Here is a 13,439-nt window from a genome sequence, read left to right on the forward strand (position 1 = left end):
TCTCAGCCCTCCGCTTCCCAGACCGCCAGCGCCCCCAGCTGGCGCAGGCGCGTGAACAGGCGCTTGAGGTTGGCGTGGTTGGCCTGCGCCATGGCGGCCAGGCGGGGCAGGGCGTCCGGCGGCGCGGCGGCGACCCAGCCGTTGGCCCGTCGCAGGCAGAAGCCCTGGACCTCCAGCCCGTTCAGGTGGCGGCGGACGGTCTCGGGCGGCACGCGCAGCGAGCGGGCCAGGCCCGCCGTCCGGGCGGCCTGCCCGGTCGCGGCGGGATCGCGGGCCCAGGCCGGCAGGTCCTCGGCTTCCAGCGCCTCGATATTGGCCACCACCAGCTCCAGCAGCACGCGGCTGGCGATCAGGGCGCCGGTCAGGGCGATCAGGTCGTTGCAGGCGCGCAGCACGTACTCCGACAGCGCCCAGTTCAAGGCCCGCAGGGGCGGGGCCTCGACGCCGCCCTCGGCCGGCTCGGTCGGCTCGTCCGCCGCCAGGGCGCCGATGGCTTTCAGGTCGTGGTGAAAGCGGCGGGCCCGATCGCTGCGGGCCTGCATCTGGGCGCTGTAGGCGCTGGTGGTCACCGCGCCGTTGGGCACCACCACGCCCTGCGGCCCGACCACGCACAGGCCCTCGCGCGCCAGCCGCAGCACCCGCCGGCGCACGGTCTCGAACGGCAGGACCAGCGACTGGGCGATGGCGTTGACGCTGACCGGCCGCCGCAGCTCGTCGGGCGCCGACTCCGCCGCCCCGCCATAGACGGCCATCAGCGCGGGATCGCGCATCACCGTAGACATGTTGGCGTCCAGCGCGGCGGTCAGGATCCAGGCGTCGAGCAGGTCGTGGTCGCCGCGGGTGATCTCGATGGTGTCGCGGACATAGATCAGCGAGGCGCGGACTTCCTCGCCCAGGCGGCGCGCCGGCGCGGGGGCGGAGGGGCGGGATGTCGCCGGCGGATCAAGCATCGCTGGAACAGAGCAAGCGCGCGGGCCGGGCGCAAGACCGCCGAGCGCTCAGAATGGGTAGCGAGACGAGTATTTTTCTCCGGCGCGCGCCGCTTACAGTCCGCGCCGTCCGACTGCGACGGTCCTCGGGGGAGGACAGGTCGCGAACCGTTCGTGATCCGGCTGGGGGGCTGGATGCCGACGGGGGGAGCGGGAAGCGTGCGGGGGCGCGCCTCCCGCTCCTGGGACCTTCCCTGGAAAATCGATCAGCGTCGCCGCGCGACCAGGGCCCAGACGGTCACCGCGACCGACACGCCCAGCGCCGCCGCGCCGATCCAGTCCCAGATCCCGTCGTCGAGCAGGGCGGCCACCAGGCCAAACAGGCTGAGCGCCGCCACCACGATCGGGATGCGGAACACCTGCCAGAGGGTCAGATGCGGGCGGCTCATTGCACGCTCCCGCGCTTGACCAGCCACAGATAGACGCCCGAGCCCAGGATCACGATGGTGGCGAGGTCGAGCAGCGCCCACAGGATCTTCAGCGGCAGGCCGCCGTAGTCGCCGAAGTGCAGCGGCTGCGACAGCGACAGGGTCTTCACGTACCAGGGCGTGGGCGCCACGGCCGACAGCTGGCCGGTGCGGGCGTCGATCAGGGCCGGGGTGGTGAGGTGCGCGGTCAGCGGCGTGTCGCCGTGGAAGAACACCGCGTAGTGGTGGTCGGTCGAATAGCTGCTGCCGGGGAAGGCCACGAACTGAAGCTGCTTGCCCGGCAGGGCCAGCTTGGCGCGCTCGACCGCGGCGGCCAGCGAGCTGCGTTCGTTCGAGGGCGCGGGCTTGTCATAGGCCTGCGTCAGCTCCTTCAGCGCCGTGTCCTTCCAGTAGGCGATGATCGGCGTGGCCAGGGTGTTGACGACGCCGGTGACGCCGACGACCAGCACCCAGGCCAGGGTCACCGCGCCCAAGAGGTTGTGATAGTCGAGCCAGCGGGTGCGGGCGGCCTTGCGGGCCCGCACCGCGCCGAACGGCAGCTTGCGCATGAACGGGGCGTAGAGGACGACGCCCGAGACCAGCGCGGCCACCAGCAAGAGGCCCATGGCGCCCAGGAACAGCATGCCCGCCAGGCCCAGGAACATGTCGGTGTGCAGCTGGAGCAGGAACTCCATCACCGGATGGCCGGCGACCGAGGGCGCCGGATCGCCGCTGGTCTGGTCGATCGGCTGGAAGCTGTAGCCTGACTTGCCCGGCTGGACGGTGGTGACGTTCACCACCGGCCGTTCGACGTCGAAGCTCATGAAGGCGGCGACTTCGCCCGGCTTGCGGGCGAGCGCCGTCTCCAGCACCTGGTCGAGGCTGAGCCTGGGGCCGTCCGGATGGGCCGGCGTCCAGGCCTGGTGCATCGCGACCTCCTCGATCTCGTGGGTGAACACGAGCGGCAGGCCGGTGACGCACAGCATCAGCAGGAACAGGGTCGAGACTAGGCTCGACCACTTGTGGACCCACGACCAGGCGCGGAGCGTCGACGACTTCATCGGGGCCTTAGAAGTCCGTGGTGACCGACAGGCGCAGGGTGCGCGGTGCGCCCAGCGTCAGGTAGTTGGCGCCCGGATAGCCGCCGACCGCCACCCACTGGTTCTTGTCGGCCAGGTTCTCGATGCGGGCGCGCAGGGTGATCGGACGATCGCCCGCCTCGAAGGCGTAGCGCGCGCCGACGTCGAAGCGGGTCCACGAGCCGAGCTTGACGGTATTGGTCGCGTTGGCGGCCTGCGAGCCGGTGTAGACCGCGCGGCCCTCCAGGGTCAGGCCGTCGAGCGCGGCGAGGTCGTACTCGACGTTGAGGTTGGTCTGGAACTCCGGCACGCCGATCGGCGACTTGCCTTCGAGCGAGGCGTCGAGGGCGCGTTCGACCTTGGCGTCGACCCAGGTCGCGCCGCCGATCAGGCGCAGGCCAGGCGTCAGCTCGCCATAGGCGGTCAACTCGACGCCCTGGTTCTTCTGCTCGCCGCCGGCGCTGTAGATGCGGCTGGCGGTGTCGAAGTATTCGCTGGGCTGGGTGGTGCGGAACAGGCTGATCGTGCCGCCGAACGAGCCGGCGTCGTACTTGGCGCCCAGCTCGGTCTGCTCGCCGCGGAACGGCGACAGGATCTCGCCGGCGTTGGCCACGGCCACGTTTCTGACGGTCGCCGGGGCGGTCTTGCCGGGGATCAGGGCCTGCGCGTAGTTCGCATAGAGCGAGACCTTGTCGCTGGGCTTGTAGACCACGGCCACGGCCGGGGTGGTGGCGTCGCCGTCATAGGCGCCGCTGCGCGCGCCGGTGTTGTAGTCGTACGAGCGGGTCTCGATCTCCTGGTAGCGTACGCCGGCGGTGACCAGCAGGCGCTCGTCCAGGAACGACAGGGTGTCGGCGATCGCGACGCTGCGGGTCTTGGAGCGTTCGGTGACGTTCGGGTCCGACAGCGAGCCGCCGATGAAGAAGTCGGCCGCCGGCCTGGCCACCTGCACCGGCGTGTAGAGGCTGCTGGTGAAGCCCGCGAAGCTGGAGAAGGCGTAGGCGTTGCGCGACTTCAGGTTCACCTGGGCGACCGAGGCGACGAGGCTGTGGCCCACCGAGCCGGTCTCGAACCTGGCGCGCAGGCCTGCGTCCGCCGAGACGACGGTGTCCTTGCGGACGTTGTCGAAGCGATAGGCGCTGATCGTACCGTCCGCCTGGGCGGTGGGGTTGGCCAGGACGTTGTCTTCCTTGCCCTTGCGGCCGCCGATCGCGGCCCAGGCGCTGACGTTGTCGGTCAGGTCGAACTCGCCGCGGGCCGCGCCGAACAGCTGGCGCTCGTCGGTGTAGGTCCAGTCCTGGGCGAAGTTCTTGTCGGCCGAGGGGGCCTTGGGGATGGCGCCGGCCGGGGTGACGGTCGGGCGCGGGGCGTCGATGTGGTGGTCCTGCCAGCCGAGGTCGGCCGAGAAGCGGGCGCGTTCGCCGCGGCGGTCCAGGCCCAGGCCGATGACCTTCAGGTCACGGTCCTGGCCGTCGATATTGGTCTCGCCGCCGTGCAGGCCAAGGTTCAGGCGCGCGCCGTAGGCGTCGTCCTGGCCAAAGCGCCGGGCCACGTCGGCGGTGGCGTAGAGCTGCTCGCCGCCGTCCCAGCCGGCGGTGACGCGGGTCAGCGGGCTGTTGCCGGCCCGCTTGGGCACGAGGTTGAAGGCGCCGCCGACGCCGCTGCCGCCCGGGGCCGCGCCATTCAGGAAGGCGTTGGCGCCGCGGAACACGTCGACGCGCTCGACCAGCTCGGCGGCCACGAACTGCCGGGGCAGCACGCCGTGGAGGCCGTTATAGGTCATGTCGTCGGAGTACACGGGGAAGCCGCGCACCACGTACAGCTCCTGGAAGTTGCCGAAGCCCTTGGTGACGCGCACCGTCGGGTCGTTCTGCAGCACGTCGCCGATGCTGATGGCTTGCTGGTTGCGGATCAGCTCCTCGGTGTAGCTGGTCACCGAGAACGGGGTGTCCATGGTGTCGAGCGCGCCGAGCAGGCCCACGCGAGCGCCCTTGGCCACCTGGCCGCCGGCATAGGCGGGCGGCAAGCGCACCTGCGAGCCGGTGACGATCACTTCCTCGACGGCCGTGGCGTCGGCGTCCTGGGCCAGGACGGGGCTCGCGGCCAGGGGAGCGAGCAGGGCGGTGGACAGCAGCAAGGCGAGGCGGGGCGACACGGGACTTCTCCGACAGGTGAGAATGCGTCGCGATAGAGGGAAAGCGCCAAGGTTACAACAACATGCCGCTCGAGACGCGAGCTATCCGGTAACCTGTTGCCACTGCTCGCGCCTTGATTGCGCGCGAGCTAGGCGGCCGTGCTGGCCGAAGCTTGAGTGTGGCGCGCCCAAAAGCTATCGGTTTGATTGCATTCTTCTGGGGAGTGACCGTGGACGAATTTGCTGCTCGGGCTCTGGGAGAGCGGATGGCCGACATGCTGGTGGATGACGGGGCGGCGGCTTTATCTCCCCAAGCCGTGCTGGAGCAGATCGCTGACCGGGAAGGTGGCGAAGGCGGGCTGGCTGTCCGTACCCCGCTCGGACTGGCTGTCGAGGCCTATGAGCTACACATCCGTGGATTCCAGGAAATGCTGGGCATGCCTGGATGGAAAGGGGGCGATTTTCCGGTGATCGCGGTCGCGAACAACGACTTCAACGAGCCTGTCCCGCTCGACCTTCGCAATCCACACAGCGTTTCCGCTGCGCACAAGCTTCATTCGGACCGTCCAGAGGAGACTTTTCCTCTCAGCGCCTATCGCAGTCCCGAGGCCTGGCGGCGGATCGCCGACAGGTCGGCGGCCATCGAACTTCGGCCGGCGCGGGAGGTGGCGGCAACCTTCTTCGGGCTTCTGGCGATGAGTGTTTCGGAAGCGCTTTCAGGCCTCTTGCGCAAACATTCCAGCCACATCAACTTCACAGTTGATAGCCAAAATTCCGGGTACCAACTGCAATACTGGCCTCAATACTATTTCTCGCCTCAAGTGTTTGGAGGTAATTTGACGCGTCCGGTGACGGCCCGCGTGGCCAGGAACGTCTATTGTTTCATGGGCACGAACAGGAAGGGGCGCGTGGTCTATGATCAGGCAACGCATCGCTGCGACGACAAGAATACCTCGACCGTGATCGTGGCCTTCTGAAATGGGCGTTGTCCTGCGCGAAACGCTACGGTTCGGGGACGCCATCCGAGGACAGGCGTTGCAATCGTTCGGCCCTCATGCCGACGTCGTAATTATTGCAGTGGAGCTCGTCGCGACGGTCTTCGCGATCTGGTGTGCTGTCGCCGGGCGAGGACCATGGGCGCCGCCCCTCGTGGGGCCTCGCCAGTTCTCCATTCGCTTGGCCGGCGCAGTTTCCCTCTTCGCGGTTGCCGCTCTCCACGTCGTTGGCCAGGACCCGAACCCGACCGTGAGTTTCCTGACCCTCGCGGCGGCGGGGGCGTTAGCGGTGCTTGTGTTCGGGCTTGCCTATGGCGCTGCATATAGCTGGCTTACCTTCCGGTGCGAAGGCGATCGACGTGTCTACCTGAGAGGATTCAAGGTTTGTGACGAAGCCAAGCGTGTATTGGCCAATCCGCAAGACCCATCCTTGCCGCCGCACCGGCGCATCCCCGTTGGGGGCGGGCCTACGGACGAGCTCGACTATTTCAGCAAGAGCAATCGCGACAGGCCCGAGTACATTTGGACGCGAGGATCGCTCCTTCTAGCGGGATTTATCCTGCGTGTGCTGTATCTGGTGCTGGTCGTTTCAGTTGTCGTTATGGCAACGAGCGCGGCGCTTGCCGTGCAGCAGGTCAACACCCGGATCGTCGTGTCTCCGGGGGAAACCGTCGCCAAGGTGCCAACCGACGTCCTCTTCGAGTTCGGAAAGGACCAACTCAAGCCCGGCGCCGAGGAGCGACTCAAACCTGTCGTGAGCCGTCTCCGTGATCGCACGAGCAAGGATCCGGTGCTCGTTGTCGGCCATACCGATGGCATAGGGGGAGAGGCCAGCAACATGGCGCTTTCCCGGCGCAGGGCGACCGCCGTCGCGCAATGGCTGGCCACCTCTGGCGGCCTGGCCACGACCGCCTTCACGGTCGAGGGGCGCGGTGAAGCCGAACCGATCGCACCGAATGTTCTTCCCAACGGCGACGACAATCCTGAAGGCCGCCGGATGAACCGCCGCGTGGTGGTGCGCATTCCTACGGCCGACTAGGGCCGCCGCCACCCGGTCGGCTGGCCGACGCCCGCCGCGTCGATGCGGGCGATGGCCTGCGCCAGGGGCTCGATCGCCACGGCCATGTGGTGGGCGTTGGCGTGGACGATGGTGTCGCGGTCCAGCAGGATCGCCACGTGGCCCTTCCAGAACACCAGGTCGCCGCGCCGGCGCTCGGCCTCGTCGATCGCCGGGAAGAACGAGAACTGCATGTCGGTGTCGCGCGGGACGGCCTGGCCCGTGGCGGCCAGGGCCTGCTGCACCAGGCCCGAGCAGTCCAGGCCCAGGCTCTCGCGCCCGCCCCACTGGTAGGGCGCGCCCAGGAAGCCGAGGGCGACCTTGGCGGCGTCGACCGCGCTGGCCAGACCGATCGGGGCCAGGTGAGCCTCGATGAACCAGCCCGTCCCCGCGCCCTTGGCGAAGCGGCCTTCGCGGGCCTCGACGGTCACCAGCGCGCCGAGAGAGTAGAGCCCCTCGGGGCGCGACTTGATGTTGGGCTCGCTGAACGCATAGGTCCGCAACACCGCCACCTGGTGGGTCGCCGGCTCGCCGAGGGGGGCCAGATCGGCCTGCGCCACCCAGCCCACATAGCCGTCGCGCGCGCCCTGGCCCCAGGCGAAGCCGTCCTTGACGTCGAGCACGGCGAACCGCTCGCCGAACAGCAGCTGGGTCCATTGCTCGGCGTTGGCGGCCGGGGCCTTGCGCAGGGCGGCTGCCGGGACGGCGACCTGCCAGGCCTTGGGCGCGTCGTAGCGCTCGGCGGCCACCACGCCTTGTAGCGCAGCGTCGGCGAGGTCGGGGCGGGCCAGGGTGAGGCGCGGATCCATCAGGCGAACCTGCCTTTCAGCATCGCGTAGAGGCCGCGGATGGCCTGGGCCTCGCCGCCGCTGGGACGGCCGGGCGCGCCCTTGGGGTTCCAGGCGAAGATGTCCAGGTGCACCCACGCGCCCGTGGTCGGGGCGAAGCGTTGCAGGAACAGGGCGGCGGTCACCGAGCCGGCCTGGGCCCAGCCGTCGGGATCGTTCTTCAGGTCGGCGATGTCGCTTTCCAGCGCCTCGCGATAGCCGTCCCACAGCGGCATGCGCCAGACGGGGTCGGAGGCCTTGCGGGCGCCGGCCTCGATCTGCCCGGCCAGGGCGTCGTCGGGGGTGTAGAAGGGGATCACCTGCGGGCCCAGGGCGATGCGCGCCGCCCCGGTCAGGGTGGCCAGGTCGATGGTCAGGGCCGGCGACAGCTCGGCCGCGCGGGTCAGGGCGTCGGCCAGGATGAGGCGGCCCTCGGCGTCGGTGTTGCCGACCTCGATGGAGAGGCCCGCGCGGCTGTCGAGCACGTCGCCCGGACGCATGGCGTCGCCGGCGATGGCGTTCTCGACCACCGGGACCAGCACCACCAGGCGTACCGGCAGCCTGGCGGCCATGACCATGCGCGCCAGCGCCAGCGCGTGGGCGGCGCCGCCCATGTCCTTCTTCATCAGCCGCATGCCGGCCGAGGGCTTGATGTCCAGGCCGCCGGTGTCGAACACCACGCCCTTGCCGACGATGGCCACGACGGGATTCTGCTCGTCGCCCCACTGGATCTCGAGCATGCGCGGCGCGCGTTCGGGCACGGCGGCGCGGCCCACGGCGTGGACGGCCGGATAGTTCTGCTCCAGCAGGTCGTCGCCGACGATCGCCGAGAAGTCGGCGCCGAACTGTTCGGCGATCTCGCGGGCGATGGTCTCGATCTGGCGAGGGCCCATGGCGTTGGCCGGGCTGTTGACCATGTCTCGGGCCAGGGCGCAGGCGTGGGCGATCGCCTGGACCTCGGCGACGTCGACGCCGTCCGGCGCGACAAGGCGTCGCGCCCCGTCGGCGCCCCGGGCCTTGAAGCGGTCGAAGCGATAGGTCCCCAGAGCGAAGGCCAGGGCGATCTGGGCCGGGTCCAGGCCTTCAGGGCTGGCGTGCAGGCGATAGTCGCCGGCCGGCAGCTTGGCCGGCAGGGCGCGGAAGGCCATGGCGTCGGCCTTGCCGCCCCTAACCCGTTGTCCCAGGCCGAAAAGCACGCGGTCCAGCGCGCCTTCCGGGGTGGGCACGGCCACCGTCTGGCCGGCCTTGGCCGAGAAGTCCGACAGTTGGGCGAAGCCGCGCACGAAGCTGGGCCGCGCGTCCAGGAAGGCCGCCAGTTCGTCTTCCCACAGGGCGTGCACCGGGATCACGGGGCCGTCGGCGGCGCCGCGCGAGGAGGCGGTGATCAGGGGTTCGGTCATGGGCCGGGGCCTTCGCGAATTTATGCTTAACGATTCCTTGAGGGGGCCGCGCGATGCTCGGCCGACCTTCCGGAGACATGCCTTCCATGTGTCGCAAGCCCGCCCTGCTCGCAACCGTCCTGACGCCCATTCTTCTGCTGAGCGTTCCGGCCCTGGCCGCCGACAAGGGCGACAAGGCGGGCAAGACCGCTGTCAGCGCGCCGGTCGCGGCCCAGCCGGCTGCCCAGTCGGCCGCTCAGCGCAAGGCCGGCGCCGCCGAGCGCGCCGAGGCCGTTCGCATGGATCCGCTGGCCCGCGCCGCCTTCTGGAGCGGCGAGTTCGAGGCCGACCCGCGCGACGCCGAGGCCGGGGTGGGGCTGTCCCAGGCCCTGCGCGCCCTGGGTCGCTATGACGACGCCGCCGCCGCCGCCGGCCGCGTGCTGGTTTCGCATCCCAACAATGTCGAGGCCCTGCTGGAGTCGGCGCGTGTGCAGCTCGCCCGCGGCGAGGGCTTCTTCGCCATCGAGCCGGCCAGGACCGCCGCGGCCGCCGCGCCGAAGGACTGGCGTCCGCAGTCGCTGCTGGGCGTGGCGCTGGAGCAGTCCAAGCGCGACGACGAGGCCCTGGCCGCGCACCGCCAGGCGGTGGCCCTGGCTCCGAACGAGGCCGCCCCGGCCGCCAACCTCGCCATGTACCTGGCCGGCCACGGCGACCTGGCCGGCGCCGAGACCTTGTTGCGCAAGGCCGTGGCCATGCCGTCCTCGACGATCCAGATCCGCCAGAACCTGGCTTTGATCGTCGGCCTGCAAGGCCGCGTCGACGAGGCCGAGCGCATGGCCCGCCAGGACCTGCCGCCGCAGATGGTCGACAACAACCTGGCCTGGCTGCGCGCGGCCCTGGGCCAGGGCTCGGCCACCCGCACCTGGGGCGCGGTCAAGGCCGGCGGCTAGGGCGCCAGCGTAACCCCGACATCCGGCCGGGTCTCGCCGTTGACCTGGGCCAGCCAGGCCGCCGCGATCGCCTCGGGTCCCTGCGCGCGCCGGGCGTGCAGCCAGCGCGGGGCGTCGGCGACGAAGCCGGTCCAGGCCTCGCCATACCGCTGGTCGAACCCGCCAGGCCCCCAGTCCTGCCGCCGCTTGGCGATGCGGTCGGGCGCGAAGAAGAACACCGGCCTGGGGCCGGGCAGGCCGCCCTGGCGGCCGCCGGCCTCCCAGTGGGCGCCGCCCACCAGCATCGAATAGGCCAGGTCCTCGCCGAAGGTCTCGTGCACGGCTCGCAAGAGGTCCGCGTCGCCGGCGAAGTCGACGGAGACCGCCGGCCGCTCGATCGTCGCGCCCGGCAGGTCGTCATAGGCCAGCACCTGGTCGTAGACGCCCAGCCCCTCGACGAAGGCGCGGCCGCGCGGCGAGGTCAGGCCGACCACTTTGGTCGCCGCCCGCTGTTTCAGCAGGTGGGCCAGGCCGATCGCGGTCTTGGACGAGGCGCTGGTCAGCACGACGGACGCCGCGCCGAAACCGGCGTGCTCGTCGAGGAAGTCCTCGATCAGGAACGAGGTGATGAACAGCGGCTGCAACAGGGCGCGGTGGTCGTCCTGGCCCTGGTCGTCGTCCACCGCCGCGTAGTGGTTGTAGGCCGCCGCCAGCCCCTGGCGATGGGGCGCGGTGTCGACGAGGCCCGCGCGGCCGGGTCGCGCCTGCACCGTCAGGTGCGTCGACATCGGCAGGTAGCCGTAGAACCGCCGCCCGACCGCGACCTCGGGATGGGCCGAGGCCTCGACCCTGGCGTGACCCCAGACCGGAACCCGCCCCCAGCCCTCGGGGCCAGGAAAGAAGTCCCAATAGCGCATGGCCTCGCCGAAGGCGGCGTAGGTGACGTTGTTGGCGGTCAGGGCGAAGTTCTCGACCGCCAGCCGGACCTGGCCGTCCTCCAGCGGCGGCGGATCCGCCGCCTGGAACCGCGTTTGGCGCAGGTCGGCCTTGGCGACCAGAAAATCCCAGGCCATGGCCGGCCTCCCTCGTCGAGCGACGCGGCGGAGTAGGCGGCCGGACTTGCCCAAAGTCAAACGATTGTTTGAATTTGTTCCTTCGGCCGGGATGGCGAAGGGGAGGGGACTACCCCGCCGCAAACAGCCGCAGCGCCGCGTACTGCAGCAGCATGATCGTCTTGGCGTCGCGGATGCGACCATCGTCGATCATCGCCAGGGCCTCATCGATCGTGACCTCGTGGACAACGATGTCCTCGCCCTCCTCGACCTCGCCGCCGCCGGCCGACACCCGATCGCCGGGGCCATACTCGCCGATGAAGAAATGCAGGCGCTCGGTGACCGAGCCGGGGCTCATGAAGGCGTCGAAGATCTTGCGCACCTTGTCGACGCGAAAGCCGGTCTCTTCCTCGACCTCGGCGCGGATGCGGGTCTCGGGCTCGGCGTCGTCGAGCAGGCCGGCCGGCGCCTCGATCAGCAGGTCGTCGTGGCCGTTGACGAAGGCCGGATAGCGGAACTGCCCGACCAGCACGACGGTGCGACGGGTCGGGTCGTAGAGCAGGATCGTCGCGCCGTTGCCCCGGTCGTAGGTCTCGCGCGACTGCCGCTGCCAGGTTCCGTCCGCGCGCAGGTACGAGAAGGTGGTCTTCTTCAGCGTGTACCAGTCGTCGGACAGCACGGTGACGTCCTCGACGCGGATGCGATCGGCGATGGACATGGCGGAAGCTCCGTTACGGGTCTCGTGCTCGCGGTCCGACGCGAGCCTCAGGCGATCTGCTGCGGCGCCCGCCGGGCCTGCGTCAACCCGACGCTCGCCTCGACAACAAAGCGGCTGCCCCGGCCAAGGGTGCTGTCGACGCCGATCGTCCCGCCCATGGTCTCGACGATCTGGCGGGTGATGCTGAGGCCAAGACCGGTGCCGCCGGCGTGGCGCGAGGCGTCGCCGACCTGCTCGAACGGCCGGAAGATGGCGTCCAGCTGGTCGGACGCGATCCCGACACCGGTGTCCTCCACCGTGAAGCGAAGTCGCGCGGTCTGACCGGCCTCGCCCTCCAGGCGCTCGACCCGCAGGGTGACCGAGCCGGCGTCGGTGAACTTCACGGCGTTGCCCAGAAGGTTGATCAGCACCTGCCGCAGCCGCTTGGGATCGGCGACGATCTGTGAGGGGACCTCGGGCGCCATGGCGACGGCGAAGTCCAGGTTCTTCTCCTCGGCCCGCAGGCGGAACATCTGGTCCAGTTCGGCCAGGCACGTGGCCAGGTCGAAGGCGACCGGTTGCAGGTCGAGCTTGCCGGCCTCGATCTTGGCCAGGTCGAGGATGTCGGTGATCACCGCCAGCAGGTGCTCGCCGCTGGAGCGGATGGCGTCGACGGCCGTGCGCTGCTTGGGATCGAGGTTCCCGCGGCTGAGCCAGTAGCTGTAGCCGATCACCGCGTTCAGCGGCGTGCGCAGTTCGTGGCTCATGTGGCTGAGGAATTGCGACTTGGCGGCGTTGGCGGTCTCGGCGGCGATGCGGGCGTCCGACAGGGCGAGGGCCTCGTCGGCCTGCTGGCGTTGGCGGGTCTCGAAGTCGCGGCGCATGCCCAGCAGGCGGTGCACGAGGAACGCGCCGATCATCACCAGCCAGACGCCCAGTATGATCAGGTACCACTGCTCGTCCGACAGTTGGACGCCCTCGGCGCGCACCGAGTCCATCGACGCCGCCAGCCGGCCGGGCTGGGCCCCGCTGACGGCGACGGCGATCGCGCGCACGTCGGAGAAGGCGGGCGCGACATCGCGGCGCGACAGGCCGTGGCTGGTCAGCCACCACTGCTCGGGCTCCAGCCGGTCGAGCGGCAGGACGATGGTGTTGGCACCGGGCGAGACCGAGACCTCCGTGGCCAGCGGCACGTCCAGGTCGCCCAGCCGTCCGCGCAGGGCGGCCGGCGGGGCGGTCTTGACCAGCACCTTCAGGCGGTCGGCCTCGCCGCGCCAATACAGGCGCAGGGTCAGGGTCTGGAAGCGCGAGAAGTCCAGGCCCCGGGCCTTGGAGCCGAGGTTCAGCAGCAGGCCGTAGCCGCAGTAGGGATAGGTCACGCCGGCGCGGATCTCGCACGACCAGGCCATCGGCCGGTCCGGATCGGGCGTCACGGTCGAGCGGCCGCCGGTCTCGTCGTCGGCGAAGGCGTAGCCGGCGAACTGGGTCGATCCCGGCGTCAGCTCCAGCGCCTGGCGGGTGAGGGCGCTCTTGCCCAGCACGGCGGCGAAGGTGACCAGCACCAGCAGGAAGATCACCGCCTCGACCTTGAGGTGGCGATAGCGCAGCCAGCCGGCGTCGTTCTCGTTCGACGCGGCGGGCCGATCGGCCCGGCGGTCGAGGAAACGGAACGGACGCTGGGGCACGAGGCGCTCCTGAAGGGCCTGGGCGGCCGCGGGAAAAGCGAAGAGCGGCGACCTTATGCGGTCATGTTTGATCGCCGTTTAACGGCGGACGAAATTTCTTGCCGAACCGTCGCGAATTGGCGGGCTTACGTCTTTGCCGTGTCAATGTGGCGTGGTTCAACCGAGCATGGGGCGCGCAACGCTGCCCCGACCCGTCATGGAGCCGCCGC

At 70.1% G+C, this 13,439-nt stretch carries 12 protein-coding genes; 3 read left to right on the plus strand and 9 right to left on the minus strand.

Annotation, left to right across the window (positions count from 1 at the left end; all coding sequences use genetic code 11):
* Positions 1-2: 2 nt before the first annotated feature.
* The 4 genes from DDF62_RS17175 to DDF62_RS17190 form a co-directional block, all read right to left on the minus strand.
* Positions 3-950, minus strand: a complete 948-nt coding sequence (locus DDF62_RS17175) for a hypothetical protein (RefSeq protein ID WP_116490231.1) — start codon at positions 948-950, stop codon at positions 3-5.
* A 245-nt stretch (positions 951-1,195) separates the two neighbouring features.
* Positions 1,196-1,378 carry a hypothetical protein gene (locus tag DDF62_RS17180; RefSeq protein ID WP_165832279.1) on the minus strand — a complete coding sequence of 61 codons (183 nt, stop codon included), beginning with the start codon at positions 1,376-1,378 and terminating at the stop codon, positions 1,196-1,198.
* Positions 1,375-2,457 carry a PepSY-associated TM helix domain-containing protein gene (locus DDF62_RS17185; RefSeq protein WP_116490233.1) on the minus strand — a complete coding sequence of 361 codons (1,083 nt, stop codon included), beginning with the start codon at positions 2,455-2,457 and terminating at the stop codon, positions 1,375-1,377. The genes DDF62_RS17180 and DDF62_RS17185 overlap by 4 nt, the downstream gene beginning before the upstream one ends.
* A 7-nt stretch (positions 2,458-2,464) precedes the next feature.
* Entirely contained in the window at positions 2,465-4,630 is a 2,166-nt protein-coding gene (locus tag DDF62_RS17190; RefSeq protein WP_116490234.1) for a TonB-dependent receptor, read from the minus strand.
* A 245-nt stretch (positions 4,631-4,875) separates the two neighbouring features.
* On the opposite strand from DDF62_RS17190, the gene DDF62_RS17195 reads away from it, so the two are divergent.
* The gene (locus tag DDF62_RS17195; RefSeq protein WP_116490235.1) at positions 4,876-5,586 is read left to right on the plus strand and encodes a hypothetical protein; all 711 of its coding nucleotides are present in this window, start codon (positions 4,876-4,878) and stop codon (positions 5,584-5,586) included.
* 1 nt (position 5,587) lies between these two features.
* Entirely contained in the window at positions 5,588-6,643 is a 1,056-nt protein-coding gene (locus DDF62_RS17200; protein WP_116490236.1) for an OmpA family protein, read from the plus strand.
* Here DDF62_RS17200 and DDF62_RS17205 read toward each other — a convergent pair.
* Positions 6,640-7,470: a C40 family peptidase gene (locus DDF62_RS17205; RefSeq protein ID WP_208866892.1), complete on the minus strand. Its 831-nt coding sequence runs from the start codon at positions 7,468-7,470 to the stop codon at positions 6,640-6,642. The genes DDF62_RS17200 and DDF62_RS17205 overlap by 4 nt on opposite strands.
* Positions 7,470-8,888, minus strand: a complete 1,419-nt coding sequence (locus tag DDF62_RS17210) for a leucyl aminopeptidase family protein (protein WP_116490237.1) — start codon at positions 8,886-8,888, stop codon at positions 7,470-7,472. Before DDF62_RS17210 ends, DDF62_RS17205 begins: the two co-directional genes overlap by 1 nt.
* Positions 8,889-8,974: 86 nt before the next feature.
* Between DDF62_RS17210 and DDF62_RS17215 the strand changes: the two genes are divergently transcribed.
* On the plus strand, positions 8,975-9,817 hold the full coding sequence (locus tag DDF62_RS17215; protein WP_116490238.1) for a tetratricopeptide repeat protein: 843 nt from the start codon (positions 8,975-8,977) through the stop codon (positions 9,815-9,817).
* Here DDF62_RS17215 and DDF62_RS17220 read toward each other — a convergent pair.
* The 3 genes from DDF62_RS17220 to DDF62_RS17230 form a co-directional block, all read right to left on the minus strand.
* Positions 9,814-10,869: a DUF2855 family protein gene (locus DDF62_RS17220; RefSeq protein WP_116490239.1), complete on the minus strand. Its 1,056-nt coding sequence runs from the start codon at positions 10,867-10,869 to the stop codon at positions 9,814-9,816. The two genes, DDF62_RS17215 and DDF62_RS17220, sit on opposite strands and share 4 nt — an antisense overlap.
* A 109-nt stretch (positions 10,870-10,978) precedes the next feature.
* Positions 10,979-11,566, minus strand: a complete 588-nt coding sequence (locus DDF62_RS17225) for an NUDIX domain-containing protein (RefSeq protein ID WP_116490240.1) — start codon at positions 11,564-11,566, stop codon at positions 10,979-10,981.
* A 47-nt stretch (positions 11,567-11,613) separates the two neighbouring features.
* Complete coding sequence (locus tag DDF62_RS17230; RefSeq protein ID WP_116490241.1) at positions 11,614-13,230, minus strand: sensor histidine kinase; 1,617 nt, start codon at positions 13,228-13,230, stop codon at positions 11,614-11,616.
* Positions 13,231-13,439 lie beyond the last annotated feature (209 nt).

Source organism: Caulobacter radicis, assembly GCF_003094615.1.
Taxonomy (GTDB): Bacteria; Pseudomonadota; Alphaproteobacteria; order Caulobacterales; family Caulobacteraceae; genus Caulobacter; species Caulobacter radicis.

Coding starts and splice junctions, on each gene's coding strand:
- DDF62_RS17175 (WP_116490231.1), bottom strand. CDS start 950: ATGCTTGATCCGCCGGCGACATCCCGCCCCTCCGCCCCCGCGCCGGCG.
- DDF62_RS17225 (WP_116490240.1), bottom strand. CDS start 11,566: ATGTCCATCGCCGATCGCATCCGCGTCGAGGACGTCACCGTGCTGTCC.
- DDF62_RS17200 (WP_116490236.1), top strand. CDS start 5,588: ATGGGCGTTGTCCTGCGCGAAACGCTACGGTTCGGGGACGCCATCCGA.
- DDF62_RS17195 (WP_116490235.1), top strand. CDS start 4,876: ATGGCCGACATGCTGGTGGATGACGGGGCGGCGGCTTTATCTCCCCAA.
- DDF62_RS17205 (WP_208866892.1), bottom strand. CDS start 7,470: ATGGATCCGCGCCTCACCCTGGCCCGCCCCGACCTCGCCGACGCTGCG.
- DDF62_RS17220 (WP_116490239.1), bottom strand. CDS start 10,869: ATGGCCTGGGATTTTCTGGTCGCCAAGGCCGACCTGCGCCAAACGCGG.
- DDF62_RS17215 (WP_116490238.1), top strand. CDS start 8,975: ATGTGTCGCAAGCCCGCCCTGCTCGCAACCGTCCTGACGCCCATTCTT.
- DDF62_RS17180 (WP_165832279.1), bottom strand. CDS start 1,378: ATGAGCCGCCCGCATCTGACCCTCTGGCAGGTGTTCCGCATCCCGATC.
- DDF62_RS17210 (WP_116490237.1), bottom strand. CDS start 8,888: ATGACCGAACCCCTGATCACCGCCTCCTCGCGCGGCGCCGCCGACGGC.
- DDF62_RS17185 (WP_116490233.1), bottom strand. CDS start 2,457: ATGAAGTCGTCGACGCTCCGCGCCTGGTCGTGGGTCCACAAGTGGTCG.